Here is a 16,155-nt window from a genome sequence, read left to right as displayed (position 1 = left end):
CTCATACCCGCCCGACCGATCGATTCCCACCACCCACCCAAGGAATGGCCATGCATACCCCCATCTGCGACGAGCTCGGCATCGAGTTCCCGATTTTCGCCTTCACGCACTGTCGCGACGTCGTCGTCGCGGTGAGCAAGGCCGGTGGCTTCGGCGTGCTGGGCGCCGTCGGATTCACCCCCGAGCAGCTCGAGATCGAGCTCAATTGGATCGACGAGCACATCGGTGACCACTCCTATGGCGTCGACATCGTCATCCCCAACAAATACGAGGGCATGGACGCGAACATGCCGGCCGAGGAGCTCACCAAGATGCTCCAGTCGATGGTGCCGCAGGAGCACCTGGACTTCGGCCGCAAGCTCCTCGCCGACCACGGCGTTCCGATGGAGGAGGGCAATGACAACGCCCTGCAGCTGCTGGGCTGGACCGAGGCCACCGCCACCCCGCAGGTGGAGATCGCGCTCAAGCACCCCAAGATGACGCTCATCGCCAATGCACTCGGCACGCCTCCGGCCGACATGATCCAGCAGATCCACGATGCAGGTCGCAAGGTCGCCGCATTGTGCGGCTCGGCCAAGCAGGCCCGCAAGCATGCCGACGCCGGAGTGGACATCATCATCGCCCAGGGCGGCGAGGCCGGCGGCCACTGCGGTGATGTGGGCTCTATCGTGCTGTGGCCGGAGGTCGTCAAGGCCGTCGCCCCTGTACCCGTGCTGGCCGCAGGCGGAATCGGCAGTGGCGCCCAGGTCGCGGCGGCGCTCGCGTTAGGCGCGCAGGGAGCCTGGACCGGTTCGCAGTGGCTGATGGTCGAGGAGGCGCACACCACGTCGGTCCAGCAGGAGACTTACGCCAAGGCGGGCAGCCGCGACACCGTACGCAGCCGCTCGTTCACGGGTAAACCCGCACGCATGCTGCGCAACGACTGGACCGTGGCGTGGGAGACCGAAGGCAACCCGGAACCGCTTGGAATGCCGTTGCAGTACATGGTTTCCGGGATGGCCGTCGCGGCGACTAACAAGTACCCGGATCAGAGCATCGATGTCGCCTTCAATCCGATCGGCCAGGTTGTCGGCCAGTTCACCAAGGTCGAGAAGTCGTCCGCCGTTATCGGGCGCTGGGTGCAGGAGTACCTGGAGGCCACCAATACGCTCAACGAGCTCAATGAGGCTGCCTCGGTGTAACAGCTAGCGGCCTGGGCCAATCTCCTACTGGCCCAGGCCGTTTTGCATCGTATTCGCCAACACGTTCACCGCGAGACTCCCGTTCCCGGGCTGGCAGACCTTGGCCTGCAGCAGCACGTTCTCGCGCCTACGCGTCTGATTGAAGCAGCGACGATCCACACCCGCTTCTTCCTTGACCCATGCGGCGTCAGCAGCGCCAATCGCACCACCGTTGAACGTCCACACTTCGCGTCGTCCGTCGTTCAGGATCATCGTCGCCGTCTGCCCGGAACATCCCTGCGTGCGGTCCACCACCCGGTGGAACGCGCGGTCCGCCGCATCATTGTTGGCGAACACACCGATCGATTGCCTCACCAAGTGCGTTGCGTCCGAGGCTGAATCTTGCGTCGCCGCACCCCGGAAGGCCGCCAGATCCGGATCGGCGTACACCTCGTCTAGCCCGATATCAGACCAGTTGTTGCATTCCGGAACATCAACCGAGAATGCCTGGAACGGGGCCGTGAATTCACTATGCGAACCCAGCTGCGCGCCAATGATATTGCTGACTGACCCGCGCGCGAGGACGGCGTAGTTCACCACACCCGGATCGGAGGGACGGGCGTCCGCCGCGGGGGCGAGCGCGAGACCCAGCACCACCGCCGATACGGCCGAAACGGGAATCAGCGCCCGCATCAGACGCGCGCCTTAACCGCCACCTCGATGTTGCCGCGGGTGGCGTTCGAGTATGGACACACCTCGTGGGCCTGCTCCAGCAAGTCGTCGGCCACCTCCTGGGACAACCCCGGCAGGTACCCGTCCAGCTCCGCAGACAGATCGAAGCCACCCTCCGGTGTCTTGGAGATGCTCACCTTGGCGGTGATCGATGTCGCGGGGTCCAGCGCTACCTTCGCCATCCGGGCGACAAGATTGAGCGCGCTCAGGAAGCACGCTGAATATCCGGCCGCGAACAACTGCTCGGGATTGGTGCCTTCCCCATTGCCACCCATCGACTTTGGGATTCGGGTGTCGAGATCGATACGGTCGTCGGACGATCGGACGTGCCCGTCACGGCCTCCACCGGTCGACGTCGCTTCTGCTGTGTAGAGGGCCTCATTCGACATAGGACGAGCATACGGAAGGCGCTGGTCCCCGAATGAGGTTCTTACCTCAACGGCCCGTTGATCACGAAGTAGGCGCCGACGGCAATCAGTGCGAACCCGACGAAGTGGTTGAGCGTGAGCTTCTCGCCCAAGTACCAGACCGCGAAACCGAGGAACACCGTCAAGGTGATGACCTCTTGCATCGCCTTGAGCTCGGTCCCCGAGTACACGTCGCTGCCAAGGCGATTAGCCGGGACCGCAAGGCAGTACTCGAAGAACGCGATACCCCAGCTGACAAGTACCACCACCCAGAGCGGGTGATCCTTGAACTTGAGATGCCCATACCAGGCGAAGGTCATGAAGATGTTCGAGCAGATGAGCAGCACTGGCGGCAACACCCGGGCGGTGATCATGTCCACATTCTGTAGATCTTCCCTGTCAACCGCTCACAACCACTAACCTGCTGCGCATGGGCAGCGCCGCACTGCAGGACCGATACATCCAAAGCTGTCTCGGTGGACTGCACCTGCAGATCGGCGGTGAGGGGCCGCCCATCGTCTTCTGGCCCAGCCTGCTGATGTCGGGTTCCATGTGGGCCGACCAGGCACGGTACTTCGCCTCCCACCACACCGTGATCCTCGTCGACCCGCCCGGCCACGGTGACAGCCAGGCACTCAGCCGGATGTTCCGTTTCGAGGATTGCGCGCACAGCGTCGAGCAGATACTCGACTGCCTCGATATCGAGCGGGCACACGTGGTCGGCAATTCCTGGGGCGGAATGATCGGAGGAACCTTCGCGGCGCTGTATCCGCACCGAGCGGGAGCCTCCGTACTGATGAACGCCACGGCCTCGCGTGCGGGCAAGCGGCAGATGATCGAGTTCCGGCTGCTGGCCGAAATCGTCAGACTCCTCGGACGGTTTCGTGAACCGCTCACCAGCCGCGCCGTCCAGGCCTTCATCGGGCCGAGTACCGCACGTGAACGTCCGGAGGTTGAGCACACCATCCGGGAGGCGATAGGCCGACTCAACGTCGATTCGGTGTATTGGGCGGTCAACAGCGTGGTTCCGGCGCGGCCCGACCAACGCGAGCTGTTCGGACGCATCACCGCACCAACCCTGGTTGTCGCGGGCCGCGAGGATCCGACCTTCCCCGTCGCGGAGACGCAGCTCATGGCGGACGCGATTCCCGGCGCCGAGTTCGTGGTCATGGAGAACACCGGACATCTGGCCGGGTTGGAGCGGCCCGACGAGGTCAATGCCCTGATCGACGAGTTCCTGAAACGGCACCCGCTGGACGGCTAACCGGAAGCGCTCGCGACCAGTCGAAGCGCGAAGACGATCATCACGGGCAGCGCGACGAACGATAATGCCGATTCAGCGATCGCAACGGATCCGACCAGCACGACGACCATCAGACACAACGCGCTTGCCCCACTGAGCACCACACAAAAACCGATCAGCTTCGATCGCCGCAAGCTCGCCGAAAGCGCCCTACCGGAGCGTCGAGGGACGGTGAGCACCAGCCAGACCGGCAGCGCGATCACCGCAGCTGCCAACAGCCCCCCAATCACCCGCGCAGGAATGGGCAGCTGCTGGTTCCCGTACCGCGTGGCGACTGCGGCGGACGCGCCGAGGACCACCAGAGCCAGAAAATTCAGCGGGTTCATCACGCTGACAAGCCGGTTGAACACCTCGGAGACCCCGGCACGCACATCATCGGCCCGCCGGATATCCATGCCGGCCAAATCCAGGTAGGCCCGCAGCGAACTCGACAGCCGCCACCGACGCGACTGCGCCATGCCCACGTTCTCCATCGCATGGGCGTTATCGGGGTCGGCGCGTAGTGCCAAGCGGAATTCCTTTAATGCCTTGCCTTTCCAACTTCGCATACCGATAATCTGGCCGCGCAGATTCCGATAGGAAGAATCGTCTGGAGCAATGCGCAGTGCCTCGTCGATGGCACCCAGCGCCGCGTTCTTGCGTCGCGCGGCGTACAGCGCGACCGCCAGCATGTAGTGACTGGACGCTTGATTCGGGTGCGTCTGCACCAAGCGCCAGGCCGCCTCGATGGCCGGCGTCTTGTTCCAGCCGCGGACCAGCACCGAAATGCGGATCCGCTGCGCCTGGCCGTTACCAGGATCGGTACGTAATGCGTTGTCCGCGTACCACATTGCTCCGGGGTAGTGCCCGACCTTCAGATCTAGGTACGCGCCGGTGGCCAAAAGGTCGGAATCATCGGGCCATATCGTCAGGGCCTCAGCAAGAAGCCTGCGAGCGGTGTCGTACTTGCGCACCCCGATCAACTCCTCGATCATCAACGCGCGGGCCAGCGGTGTATCGCCGGCCGATGTCATCGAGATCGCTTACGACGCAGATACTTTGCCAGCTCGTCGTAGGCCCCGTCCGAGTTGGAGAACTCGACGACATTGCGCGCGGTATCGAACCAGCCGCCGGCGCTGGGGCCCACTTGTGCGATCGCAGTGTCCACATCCGCCATCCGCACAGGCCGCACCTGACCGCTGCTGATCGAGTCGGACATGGCGAATTGTGTTGCGGTGTGGCAGATATGTGCGAGATCGGCCCCGGATCGACCGTCCGTGCGCTTGGCGATCGCATTGAGGTTGATGCCCTCCAAGGGCCGATCCCGCAGGTGATACTTGACGATGGCGATACGCGCCTCCTCGTCGGGCAACGTCACAAGGATCATGCGGTCGAACCGACCCGGCCGGCGGAGCGCAGCATCCACATCCCAGGGATGGTTGGTGGCACCCAGGACATACAGTCCCTCATTGCTCTCCGTCGCCGGATCCAGCTCGGCCAACAGCTGATTCACCAACGGCCGCAGACCCGATCCTCCCGAGAGCTGCGAACGGCGATGTCCCAGTGCGTCGAGCTCGTCGAAGAACAGCACGCATGGCGTGTTCCGGCGTGCGGTGTCGAAGATCTCGTGCAGTCGCTGCTCACTCTGCCCGAACAGCGGGTGCATCACATCGGAGATACCGACGGGATAGAAGTTGGCACCCAACTCTCCGGCGACGGCTCGCGCCAGGAACGTCTTACCGCACCCCGGCGGGCCGTAGAGCAGCAGACCGCCCCGTGCCGAGATACCGAATGCCTTGACCAGCTCGGGGTTACGCAGCGGCCCGAACAGAGAGAGATCCAGCTGTCGTTTCACATCAGCCATCCCGCCGACGTCGGCGAGACGGGTATCGGACTTCTCCAGTGCGCCCACGTCGTCGGGTCCCAGCGGCTCGGGCTCGTCCTCCACGAATGCGGGCCGGACGATATCGGACACCTGCTCCTCGGCGGCCGACCAATCGAAATTCCCGGCGGGAGCAGCCGGTTCGGTGTGCGGGGTATTCAGGCCGGCTGAGCACTCGGCGAGTAGCTGCAGCGCCTTGGTATCTCCGGGTGCCTGCTGCAACGCGACGGTGCAGTGGTTGAGTGCCTCGGCAAAGCGTCGGCTCTGCACCAACAGCTCGATGACCCGCAGCCGCAGCGCGAGAACGTCAGGACTCGCCTCCACGGCAGAAAGCATCTCGGCGAGCACGGCATCGTCAGCCACGTGGTCCCTCCCAGTGATGATTGGTGCTCAGTAGCGATGACCGTCGAAGCTTTTCGCCTTGCGCATGTCCGCGATGGACCCTTCATGATCTCCGAGCTCGCGGCGAAGGACGGCGCGCATCGACAGCGCGTCGGGAAAGTCCGGGTTGATGTCGAGCGCTTCATCGATGGCAGTCAGCGCCTCGTTGGGCTTCTGCGCGCCACGCAGCGCCCACGCGTGGGTGTAGTGATTGATCGCGTCATGGCTGCCGTATCGCACCGCGGAGAGCGCACAGTCAATCGCATCGAAATGCCGTCCCATGCTGCCTAGGCAGTACGCCAGGATTCGCCAGGACAGCGAACTTTTGTGCTCCAGCTCCAACGCATCGTTTGCCAGACGTAATGCCTCGCTATCGTCTCCGGACGCTAAAGCCTCGCTCGCGCGGGTTGCCAACTCCTCAGCGTCCACAGAAACGAAGGTACGCGAAACCTCATCACCGGCTACCCACTCACCGGCAGCCATATCGATCAAGGTTCCGCTAGCAATCATCGTTGGCCATCCTAACCAGCCGCCACTCGCACATCGACAACTCTGGTAACAACGGTACGTTAGTTAGCCCACATCGGCGCGCAACGGATTCACCGCGAACTCGATCACACGATAGGGAGCGCGGTCACGCGAGTCGGTGTTCCACTGGCTGACGTAAATACTGAGCCGATCCAGCGTGGAGTCCGGTCCGATGTACCCGCCATATGGCTGCGCCAACGTGTTATCCCAGGACTCGGGTAGCTCGTCGGCGATCGCCGGCCAGGCCCCCGCAGCCACCACAGTGGTCGGGGGCACCGCACCGAGCCGAGTCGGATTGTCGGCAACCCGCACCTCGACATTGCCCGTGGTCTGGTTGAAGTAGGACAGCACGGCCTGCCCGTCGACCATCTTCATGCTCATCTCGCCGAGATGGTCGTTGAACAACGGCGTCACGGCACCACCCCAAGCCCACTTACCCTTCGCATCCGCGCCCCATCCCTGCCACGTCGCGCGGTCGGTAAAGGTGTCTGGCTTGGCCCGGTACAGCACCGCGGGCAGGGAGCGATCGAATGCATCGCTGACGATGTAGACCCAGCCCTTTGGCGAATCGGGAGTCCACAGTGGGTCGTAGTAGCCGCTGATCTGTGTCTGCTGGCCACCCACATAATCGCCTGGGCGTATCGATCCCGGCACGGTCGGCCATCCGGCACGGAAGGCATCGGGTTTCACGAGCCGCGTCGACTGCGGGATCAGGTTCTTGGTGACGGCGACGAACAGCCAGTTGGTCCCGTTGATATCGACGACGCCGGCCGGCAGTTGCGAGCATCCTGGCGGCGTCGGGTCTTCCAGCAGCGGACGGTCGGTACCCAGGACACCGGTGTGACGCACCCCGGATGTTTCGTCGACCGTTTCGGTGTCGACGCGCAGCGCCACCGGGGAGTACCAGCCGCCGTATCCCACCCCCTGGCCCGCGAAGCTGTCACCGCAGACCTGCAGCATGCCGCCGGTGAAGACCATGAACTCGCACAGGTCGGTCGCGCCCAGGTTGTATTCGGAGGTGGCGGTGCCAGTCCCCGCGACGGGACCCACACGCACCACCTCCCCGGGATCCAGCGGCGGTGAAGCGGGTCGCAATGGGTCGGCCAATGCCACCGGGGTGTAAGCCAATTCGAAGATCACCAGCGCAATCGCAGTCAGCCGGGCCGTGCTGCCCCTGACACGCCGCACGCCACTTCTCCCATCCGACGCCGCGGCGCCACCGACTATCCCTGCACAGGGTAGCCAGTGGCGCCGGAGGCTTGGATCGCTACGGACTCAGATCAGGGCCGCGGCACTGTCGTCGCGGATGGTGCGGGCGGTTGCGGCTGGCCGGGCCGATCCTGGCGCGCTGGGGAGTCCGGCGGCCCGAAGGGCTGGCCGCGCTCGATGATGACCGGCCCGCCGGGCGGAAACATCGGCGACTGCCCGCCGCGGTCGAACATCATGTGCCGCCCACCGTGCTCGCCGGGCCCGCCCGGGCCACCATGATGGCCGCACTGAGATCCTGCGAGCACCCCAAGGCCGAAGGTCACACCGAGGATCACGAATGCGCCCGCCACGATGCCGACAACGGCGGCAATCTTCACCAGCAGGGTGTTACTCGCCGAACGCGGCGCAGGTGCCTGCGGTACAGACACCGGACTAGTGGGTGTATCGGGTTTGTCTGGAGTTGTCATGCCCCGAGCATGGCCGAATCACCCTGGCTTCGCCCGTGGAAAACCCGTGAAGTTCCTGTGCATTGCCCACAGCTCTTCACGCGAGCGCTCATCGTTAGCCCGCGACGAGCAGTTCGGCGATCTGAATCGTATTGAGTGCGGCACCCTTCCGAAGATTATCTCCGGAGATGAACAGCGCCAGACCGCGATTGCCCGGGACGCCCGGGTCCTGGCGGATCCGGCCCACCAGCGAGTCATTGGCACCTGCGGCCGCCAACGGCGTCGGCACGTCTGCCAGCGTGACTCCAGCCGCCCCGGCGAGCAATTCCTTGGCCCGCGCCGCGGTCAGTTCACGCTCGAATTCGGCGTTGATCGAGAGCGAGTGCCCGGTGAACACCGGCACCCGCACACACGTCCCGCTCACCAAAAGCTCTGGGATGCCGAGGATCTTGCGACTCTCGTGGCGTAGCTTCTGATCCTCATCGGTCTCACCGGAGCCGTCGTCGACCAACGAGCCGGCCAGCGGGATCACGTTGAAGGCAATGGGTGCAACGTATTTGACGGGATCTGGGAATTTGACCGCGGAGCCGTCGTGCACCAGCTGCTCGGCATCGCCGATACCGGCACGCACCTGAGTGGCCAACTCTTCGACGCCGGCCAGCCCGCTGCCCGACACCGCCTGATAGGTCGACACGATCAGCCGCTGCAGCCCGGCATCGTCATGAAGCACCTTGAGCACCGGCATCGCGGCCATGGTGGTGCAATTCGGGTTGGCGATAATGCCTTTGGGGAGTTTCACCCCGCGGACCTCGCGGTCGAAGTTGACCTCCGAAACCACCAGCGGCACATCCGGATCCTTGCGCCAGGCCGAGGAATTGTCGATGACGGTAACTCCCGCTGCGGCGAAACGCGGAGCCTGCACCCGAGACATGGTGGCGCCGGCGGAGAACAGTGCAATATCGAGCCCGGACGGGTCGGCGGTCTCGGTGTTCTCGACCTCGATCTCCTGGCCACGGAACGTCAGCTTCTTACCCTCGGAGCGGGCCGAGGCGAAGAATCGCACCGAGGATGCGGGAAAGTTGCGCTCTTCCAATAGCTTCCGCATGACGGCACCGACCTGGCCGGTGGCGCCGACAACACCAATCGACGTCATCGGCCAGTACCCCCGTAAACAGTCGCCGCTTCGTCGCTTCCAAGTTCGAAGGCCTCGTGGATGGCCTGCACTGCGACATCGAGTTCAGTGTCCTTGACCAGCACCGAAATCCGGATCTCCGAGGTCGAGATGAGCTCGATATTCACGCCGGCCTTGGCCAGCGCCTCACAGAAGGTGGCGGTGACCCCCGGGTGGCTGCGCATACCCGCACCCACCAACGACACCTTGCCGATGTGATCGTCGTAGAGCACCTGCGAGAACCCGATTTCGTTCTTCAAGGAATCCAGCTTCTCCACCGCGGTGGGGCCGCTCTCCTTGGGGCAGGTGAAGGTTATGTCGGTCTTGCCGTCCTCCACCTTGGAGATGTTCTGCAGCACCATGTCGATGTTGATCTCGGCGTCGGCGACAGCACGGAAAACCTTGGCGGCGTATCCCGGAACGTCGGGGATGCCGACGACGGTGACCTTCGCCTCACCACGGTCGTGTGCGACGCCGGTGAGAATCGCTTCTTCCACAGGAATGTCCTCCATTGATCCGCTGACGATCGTGCCCGGTTTGTCGGTGTACGACGAGCGCACGTGAACCGGGACGTTGTACCGCCGGGCGTACTCCACGCAGCGCAGCATGAGCACCTTCGCCCCGGCCGCCGCCATCTCCAGCATTTCCTCGAAACTGACCGTGTCCAGCCGGGCGGCATTTGGCACGATCCGCGGGTCGGCGGTGAAAACCCCGTCCACGTCGGTGTAGATCTCGCAGACATCCGCCTTGAGCGCGGCCGCCAGGGCCACCGCCGTGGTGTCGGACCCGCCGCGGCCGAGGGTGGTGACGTCCTTGCTGTCCTGGCTCACACCTTGGAACCCGGCGACCAACACCACCTGGCCCTCGTCGAGGGCTGCGCGCACCCGTCCCGGGGTGACATCGATGATCTTGGCGCTGCCGTGCCTGCCGGTGGTAATAACGCCGGCCTGGGAACCGGTGAACGAGCGAGCCGATGCTCCGAGGGAGTGAATGGCCATCGCGACCAGGGCATTGGACATCCGCTCACCCGCGGTGAGCAGCATGTCCAGCTCACGTGGCGGAGGTGCCGGGCAGACCTGTTGGGCCAGGTCAAGCAGCTCGTCGGTGGTGTCACCCATGGCCGAGACGACAACGACGACGTCGTTGCCGTTCTTTTTCGTCTCGACGATGCGTTCGGCCACCCTGCGGATGCGTTCGGCCGTTGCGACCGACGATCCGCCGTACTTTTGGACGACGAGCGCCACGGCATACCTTCCTGCTGTTCGGCCAGGGTCGGGGAGATCCAGTCATCAGGATAAGGGGTTACGGCAACTCGATAACCTGGCCCGTATGGGCAACTCGATCGAACGTACCGCCATCACCTCGGTTCCGATCCAGCCGCTGATCGCCTCGCGCTGGAGTCCGCGGCATTTCGATCCCGGTGCAAGCCTGGCTCCCGAGATCCTGACGGCCCTGCTCGAAGCGGGTCGCTGGGCCGCTAGTTGGGGTAAGCGCTTCCCCGTCAGATACATCGTGGGTCTGCGCGGTGACGCCACCTACGAAGCGCTGACTGAGCTGCTCAATCGAGGAAACTCTTACGCAAAAGTTGCGGCAGCACTCGTCCTGGTGAGCACCGACCTGGGTGATGACGACAACACCGCTGTGTATGCGGCAGTTGATGCCGGGCTGGCGATCGCCCAGCTGGGTGTGGAGGCGCGCTCCCACGGTCTGCATACCCACCCGATGGCGGGTTTCCGTGTGGACGATGCACCCGGCGTGTTCAATATCCCCGAGAGCGTGCGGCCCATCGCCGTCGTCGCGATCGGCCCGGTCCTCGATGATTACGCCGATGCCGACGAGTCGACCGTCGAACGCGATCACGCTCCCCGGCAGCGCCCCGCCCTGAGCGATATCGCCTTCATCGAACGTTGGGGCAATAGCTTCGTCGGCTAGTTCGGGAGCGCGGACACACCTTCACCGGTGAGCCGATCCCGGACCACTGCACCGCGGCCTGACATCAGGAGCAGCAGAGCCGAGACCGGTCCCTCGACAACAGCGCCGGATCCCTCGGCCCAATCGGTATCGGTCGCGACAAGCCGGTGTTTCGCGAACCGCTTTTTCGCTCCGAACAGCTGGTCTCGATCCCACACCCGAGCGGCCGCCGCCCGGGCCGCGGGAACAGGAATATCCCGCTGCCACCCAAGCGGTATCGCGATGTCCTGACCGTGCACCAGGTGATCCATGAGCCGGTCGACCGGCCGCACCCCAGGGGGCTTTCGCCTGGAGCCCGCGCTGGCCCGTAGCGATGCCAGCAGTTCAGTCGGCGAGGCCGATCCGGCTCGTACCCCGGTCGTGGCGATGAAGCGATTCAGGTCGCCGCGCGCTCTGATCACATCGACGAGTGTGCGCGGCAGCGAGAACTCGCTCGCGAACAACAGGTGTCCCACCACGTCGCGGACACGCCACTCGCCGCATAACGATTGCCGGTCCCAATCCTGCACGGGCATCGCCGCCAACTGATCGGCAAGGTTCACGCGTTCGTCGTCGATGGCCTGCCAGATCTCGTCGGTGTCCACCTCGTCATTGTGTCGCGGCTCAGAGTCAATCGAACGAACCGCGGAAGATCTGTACCGCCTTGTCGATCATCGCGCGGGTAGGTCCGCAGTCGCGGTCCTTCATCGCGAAGCCGAGCACCTCGATGAAGACCCGCTCCGGGGTGCCGTCCTCCTGCACGGCTCCCCCGGGGACGTCCCGGGCGTACAGCGGTTTACCTAAACGCACCATGCTGGTGCACGCTGTGATGGAGCCATTGTGGTCCTCGCCGTGGAAGTACTCGATGCCGTCACGGACATCTTCACGCAGCCTCGATGGCGGGTCGACTCCCGCCCTGAAAGTCAGCTCATACTGTGTTTTGCTGTCTTGCAACGAAAACCGGCACGAGAACGGCTCCCCCAAGAACGGGGCCTTCAGCTCGCGCATCCGGCCCCGATACTCATCGAGAATCTCGCACGGATCACGCTCGGCCATCTTGATCGGGTAGGCACCCAGTGCGTCTCGCATGGGCATGTCAGCCGGGTTCATCTTGACCAGCACGTCGATAACCGGTTTCGCCATATTGCAGTTCCTACTCAAGGCACTCCGCGCACCGTCGACGACCACGACGCGGAGCACGGGCACGCGCGGCCCCGTCAACTTCGGCGCATTCGGGAGCTTGGCCAAGGCGATCGGAAACTCGAACGCGCACGTGTTCGGCGTGTGGTAAACCGGCGTTTCCCCCACCATGAATTCGGGCTTCTCCAACGACAAGTCACCCAACACCAAGGACAATCCGACGCTCGAGGGGTTGGCCGTGCCCGCTACCTTGATGGAGCCAAAGCAACCGCCCACATCGCCCGAAATGTATGTCGGTGCTCCAATCTCCTTCAACGCCAGCACAAGTCCACACGGATCGATCCGCCGCAGCGCCCGCATGTACGCCAGCATGGTGACCTCACCCTCGGTGAGGGTTTGGCCGTACGTGGGCACATCACCGGCGAACAACGCCTGGCCGGTGGGCGCAGGCAGGCGTCCTGTCGCGGAGCCGGAAACAACTTGCGCGCACCCCGCAATCGCCAGCAAGGTAACGAGACACAGTGCTATCGAGCGGAGTTCGCGAATAGCTGCACCGCCTTGTCCAGAAGCTCACGCATCTGCCCACAATCCGACCGCTCCTCGCCGCTGAAGGCTCCGACCGTGACCGCGGGATAGTACGGATCTTCGTCTTCCTGTCTCGCACCACCACCGATATCCTTTGGGTACAACGGATTTCCGATCAGCGCCACCGCGTGGCATCCCACATCGCTGTTCGGATCGTCATTGTGGAAGTACCTGACACCGTTGTGCTCGGTCTCTTCGTAATACTCCTCAGGCAGGTTGCCGCCGCTACTCAGCAGGTTCAGCGAGTAATCGATACCGGCGTCATGGAGCGAGAAGTCGCAGCCGAACGGATCCCCCAGCAGGTCCACCGAGACCTTGTGCGCCTGCCCGGGATATTCGCGCAGGATCTCGCACGGATCGCGCTCGGCGAGCTTGATCGGATAGGCACTCAACGCCGAACGGGGCTGCAGACCCGAGGGGAGCCGCTTGGCGATTCCGGTGACGACTTGCCTACTAAGACCACATTCCGGGTCGGGTGCGTTCTCCGAAGTCTCGTCGTACAGGCTCACCGAAAGCATGGGCTGCAATTCGGGGTCCTTGGGCGCACCGGGCAAGCGTTCCAACATCAGAGGCAGCTGGTACTCGCACTCGTCCTCGAGGTCGTACACGGGGATGTCACCGACACGGAACGACTCGTCGTATCCGCTCATGTCCTGCAGGAAGTATCGGTAATCCACTGCCGTCAGTCCCGGTGCGCCTGCGACCTTGATGGTGGCCGTACACGCCTGGAAGTCTCCGAGGAGCTGAGCCGGGTCACCGAACTCCTTGAGACCGGCGACGAATCCGCACGGATCGACGCGCCGCAGCGCCCGCGCATAGGTCAGCGTTCTCTTCTCGCGCTCATTGATTTTCTGGCCGTAGTCCGACAGGTCACCCTCGAAGAGGGAGTCCGCCCCGGGCGCCGGCTCACCGCCCCGAGCCTGCCCGGTGACAGTGCGCGCGCAGCCGGTGGAGACCAGCAGAATCGCCAGCGCTGCCGCCCCCCGCCGTACCCACATGCTCTGCGAGCTTGCCAGATGATCGGGCTTCCCGCGGCTGGTAGAGTCCCGTCTATGCAGCGGACGCTCCTCCTCCGACGCCGCGACAGGGTCTGATCCAGACCGGCCTCCTGTCGCGGGTTGTTGGTATGCCGGTCGAGATATCCCTCAAACTCCCGGAGCCATCCCATGACCAGCTTTTCCGCAGCGCCCTCCTTCGACGAGGGCGAGTCGCCCAACTTCTCTGATCTGTCCAAAGACGCGTACGCCTACTCGCCTCGCACCATCGTCACCCCCAATGGCCGCACGCCGGCAGATCAGCCGGTGTGGAACACCCAGAAGAACAGTTCGATGCCGGTGCACCGGTACCGCTCCTTCACCGACGAGGTGGAAAGGATCGACCTGCCGGATCGCACCTGGCCCGACAAGGTGATCACCCGGGCGCCGCTGTGGGGCGCCGTCGACCTGCGCGACGGCAACCAGGCGCTGATCGATCCGATGAGCCCCGCCCGCAAGCGGAGGATGTTCGATCTACAGATCCGCATGGGCTTCAAGGAGATCGAGGTCGGGTTCCCCTCGGCAAGCCAGACCGATTTCGACTTCGTCCGCGAGCTGATCGCCGAGAACGCAATCCCGGAGGACGTCACCATCCAGGTGCTGACCCAGTGCCGTCCCGAGCTGATCGAGCGGACGTTCCTGGCCTGCGAAGGCGCGGCGCGGGTGATCGTGCACTTCTACAACTCGACGTCAATCCTGCAGCGGCGCGTGGTTTTTCGGGGCGACCGGGAGACGATCAAGAAGATCGCCACTGACGGTGCACGCAAGTCCGTCGAGGAGGCGGCCAAATACCCGGACACGCATTGGCGTTTCCAGTACTCCCCCGAGTCATACACCGGAACAGAGCTGGCATACGCGGTGGAGGTATGCAACGCCGTGGGCGACATCATCGCACCGACTCCGGAGAACCCGATCATCTTCAATCTGCCGGCCACCGTCGAGATGACCACCCCGAATGTGTACGCCGACTCCATCGAGTGGATGAGCCGCAACTTGGCGCGTCGCGACTCGGTGATCCTGAGCCTGCACCCGCATAACGACCGCGGAACAGCTGTCGCGGCAGCGGAATTGGGCTTCCAGGCCGGCGCCGACCGCATCGAAGGCTGCCTGTTTGGCAACGGCGAACGCACCGGAAACGTATGCCTGGTGACCCTGGGCCTGAACCTGTTCAGCCGGGGCGTCGACCCGCAGATCGACTTCTCGAATATCGACGAGATCCGCCACACCGTCGAATACTGCAACCAGCTGAAGGTCCCCGAGCGGCATCCGTATGGCGGCGATCTGGTCTACACAGCGTTCTCCGGCAGCCATCAGGACGCCATCAACAAGGGCCTGGACCAGATGAAGGTGGATGCGGACGCCGCGGACTCCGATGTCGACGACATCCTGTGGCAGGTGCCGTACCTGCCGATCGACCCCAAGGACGTCGGCCGCAACTACGAGGCCGTGATCCGGGTCAACTCGCAATCCGGCAAGGGCGGCGTCGCCTACATCATGAAGTCCGATCACGGGTTGGTGCTGCCACGCCGTCTGCAGATCGAGTTCGCGCAGTCGATCCAGAAGATCACCGACGGCGAGGGCGGCGAGGTGAACCCCAAGGACATCTGGGATGTCTTCGCCGAGGAGTACCTGGCGCCGATCACTCCGCTGGAGCGGATACGCCAGAAGGTAACCGCCTCCGAAGAGGACGGTGGTACGGATTCCATTGCGGCCGTGGTGAAGATCAGCGGCAAGGAAACCGAGATCACCGGGGCCGGCAACGGCCCACTCGCCGCGTTCGTCGATGCGCTGTCCGCTGTGGGCTACACCGTCAACGTGCTGGACTACTCCGAGCACGCCATGAGCGCCGGCGACGACGCACAGGCCGCCGCCTATGTGGAGGCCATGGTAGTTGGGCCCGACGGCGGTGAGGCACAGACATTTTGGGGTGTCGGTATCGCGCCGTCGATCACCACCGCCTCCTTGCGGGCAGTGGTGTCGGCGGTCAACCGCGCCGCGCGCGGCTAGCGCGTCCCGTACCTCCGGCGGAACTTCTCGACCTGACCGGCGGTGTCGACGATCCGGCGGTCTCCCGTCCAGAACGGATGGGAGTCCGCCGTCACCTCAGCGGTGATCAGCGGATACTCCTGACCCTCGAACTCGACGGTGCGGGTGCTCGTTGCCGTCGAGCGGGTCAGGAACATCTTTCCGGTGGTGGTGTCCTGGAAGACGACGGGGTGATAGTCGGGGTGTATTCCTGTTTTCATCG

At 64.1% G+C, this 16,155-nt stretch carries 18 protein-coding genes; 4 read left to right on the top strand and 14 right to left on the bottom strand.

Going from position 1 to position 16,155, the window contains the following annotated elements; translation table 11 throughout:
• Positions 1-50 precede the first annotated feature (50 nt).
• The gene (locus tag AB0H22_RS13385; protein ID WP_358146884.1) at positions 51-1,181 is read left to right on the top strand and encodes a nitronate monooxygenase family protein; all 1,131 of its coding nucleotides are present in this window, start codon (positions 51-53) and stop codon (positions 1,179-1,181) included.
• Between the two features lie 24 nt (positions 1,182-1,205).
• On the opposite strand, the gene AB0H22_RS13380 is transcribed toward AB0H22_RS13385, so the two are convergent.
• The 3 genes from AB0H22_RS13380 to AB0H22_RS13370 are packed head-to-tail and all read right to left on the bottom strand — an operon-like array spanning position 1,206 to position 2,673.
• Entirely contained in the window at positions 1,206-1,853 is a 648-nt protein-coding gene (locus AB0H22_RS13380) for a sensor domain-containing protein (protein ID WP_358146883.1), read from the bottom strand.
• On the bottom strand, positions 1,853-2,281 hold the full coding sequence (locus AB0H22_RS13375; RefSeq protein ID WP_358146882.1) for an organic hydroperoxide resistance protein: 429 nt from the start codon (positions 2,279-2,281) through the stop codon (positions 1,853-1,855). Before AB0H22_RS13375 ends, AB0H22_RS13380 begins: the two co-directional genes overlap by 1 nt.
• A 41-nt stretch (positions 2,282-2,322) precedes the next feature.
• Positions 2,323-2,673: a DMT family protein gene (locus AB0H22_RS13370; RefSeq protein WP_180750619.1), complete on the bottom strand. Its 351-nt coding sequence runs from the start codon at positions 2,671-2,673 to the stop codon at positions 2,323-2,325.
• Positions 2,674-2,729: 56 nt separating this feature from the next.
• Here AB0H22_RS13370 and AB0H22_RS13365 point away from each other — a divergent pair, with 56 nt between their 5' ends.
• Positions 2,730-3,563 (top strand): alpha/beta fold hydrolase, encoded by an 834-nt coding sequence (locus AB0H22_RS13365; RefSeq protein ID WP_358146881.1) that lies wholly within the window; start codon positions 2,730-2,732, stop codon positions 3,561-3,563.
• Here AB0H22_RS13365 and AB0H22_RS13360 read toward each other — a convergent pair.
• The 7 genes from AB0H22_RS13360 to AB0H22_RS13330 all read right to left on the bottom strand — a co-directional run bounded on the left by AB0H22_RS13360 (position 3,560) and on the right by AB0H22_RS13330 (position 10,442).
• On the bottom strand, positions 3,560-4,615 hold the full coding sequence (locus AB0H22_RS13360) for a tetratricopeptide repeat protein (RefSeq protein WP_358146880.1): 1,056 nt from the start codon (positions 4,613-4,615) through the stop codon (positions 3,560-3,562). The two genes, AB0H22_RS13365 and AB0H22_RS13360, sit on opposite strands and share 4 nt — an antisense overlap.
• Positions 4,612-5,826: an ATP-binding protein gene (locus tag AB0H22_RS13355; protein ID WP_358146879.1), complete on the bottom strand. Its 1,215-nt coding sequence runs from the start codon at positions 5,824-5,826 to the stop codon at positions 4,612-4,614. Before AB0H22_RS13355 ends, AB0H22_RS13360 begins: the two co-directional genes overlap by 4 nt.
• 27 nt (positions 5,827-5,853) lie before the next feature.
• A complete protein-coding gene (locus tag AB0H22_RS13350) occupies positions 5,854-6,354 on the bottom strand; it encodes a tetratricopeptide repeat protein (protein WP_358146878.1) in 501 nt (166 codons plus the stop codon).
• 63 nt (positions 6,355-6,417) lie between these two features.
• Positions 6,418-7,509 carry a DUF4185 domain-containing protein gene (locus AB0H22_RS13345; RefSeq protein WP_358147038.1) on the bottom strand — a complete coding sequence of 364 codons (1,092 nt, stop codon included), beginning with the start codon at positions 7,507-7,509 and terminating at the stop codon, positions 6,418-6,420.
• A 143-nt stretch (positions 7,510-7,652) separates the two neighbouring features.
• A complete protein-coding gene (locus tag AB0H22_RS13340) occupies positions 7,653-8,048 on the bottom strand; it encodes a hypothetical protein (protein WP_180750614.1) in 396 nt (131 codons plus the stop codon).
• 94 nt (positions 8,049-8,142) lie between these two features.
• A complete protein-coding gene (locus AB0H22_RS13335; protein ID WP_180750613.1) occupies positions 8,143-9,180 on the bottom strand; it encodes an aspartate-semialdehyde dehydrogenase in 1,038 nt (345 codons plus the stop codon).
• Complete coding sequence (locus tag AB0H22_RS13330; RefSeq protein WP_180750612.1) at positions 9,177-10,442, bottom strand: aspartate kinase; 1,266 nt, start codon at positions 10,440-10,442, stop codon at positions 9,177-9,179. Before AB0H22_RS13330 ends, AB0H22_RS13335 begins: the two co-directional genes overlap by 4 nt.
• An 85-nt stretch (positions 10,443-10,527) precedes the next feature.
• Between AB0H22_RS13330 and AB0H22_RS13325 the strand changes: the two genes are divergently transcribed.
• Positions 10,528-11,130, top strand: coding sequence for a nitroreductase family protein (locus AB0H22_RS13325; RefSeq protein ID WP_180750611.1), 603 nt, complete (start codon positions 10,528-10,530; stop codon positions 11,128-11,130).
• Here the strand turns inward: AB0H22_RS13325 and AB0H22_RS13320 are convergent.
• The 3 genes from AB0H22_RS13320 to AB0H22_RS13310 form a co-directional block, all read right to left on the bottom strand.
• Positions 11,127-11,753 (bottom strand): maleylpyruvate isomerase family mycothiol-dependent enzyme, encoded by a 627-nt coding sequence (locus AB0H22_RS13320; RefSeq protein WP_358146877.1) that lies wholly within the window; start codon positions 11,751-11,753, stop codon positions 11,127-11,129. The two genes, AB0H22_RS13325 and AB0H22_RS13320, sit on opposite strands and share 4 nt — an antisense overlap.
• A 25-nt stretch (positions 11,754-11,778) precedes the next feature.
• Positions 11,779-12,660, bottom strand: a complete 882-nt coding sequence (locus AB0H22_RS13315) for a hypothetical protein (RefSeq protein WP_180750844.1) — start codon at positions 12,658-12,660, stop codon at positions 11,779-11,781.
• Positions 12,661-12,812: 152 nt separating this feature from the next.
• Complete coding sequence (locus tag AB0H22_RS13310) at positions 12,813-13,871, bottom strand: hypothetical protein (protein WP_358146876.1); 1,059 nt, start codon at positions 13,869-13,871, stop codon at positions 12,813-12,815.
• A 168-nt stretch (positions 13,872-14,039) separates the two neighbouring features.
• Here AB0H22_RS13310 and leuA point away from each other — a divergent pair, with 168 nt between their 5' ends.
• The gene (gene leuA / locus AB0H22_RS13305) at positions 14,040-15,914 is read left to right on the top strand and encodes a 2-isopropylmalate synthase (RefSeq protein WP_255485956.1); all 1,875 of its coding nucleotides are present in this window, start codon (positions 14,040-14,042) and stop codon (positions 15,912-15,914) included.
• On the opposite strand, the gene AB0H22_RS13300 is transcribed toward leuA, so the two are convergent.
• Complete coding sequence (locus AB0H22_RS13300; RefSeq protein WP_180750609.1) at positions 15,911-16,153, bottom strand: type B 50S ribosomal protein L31; 243 nt, start codon at positions 16,151-16,153, stop codon at positions 15,911-15,913. The genes leuA and AB0H22_RS13300 overlap by 4 nt on opposite strands.
• Between the last annotated feature and the right edge of the window lie 2 nt (positions 16,154-16,155).

It is taken from the genome of Mycobacterium sp. NPDC050853, from assembly GCF_040653875.1.
Taxonomy (GTDB): Bacteria; Actinomycetota; Actinomycetes; order Mycobacteriales; family Mycobacteriaceae; genus Mycobacterium.
The sequence above is the reverse complement of the archived record's forward strand: the minus strand, read 5'-3'. Positions and strand labels throughout refer to the sequence as shown.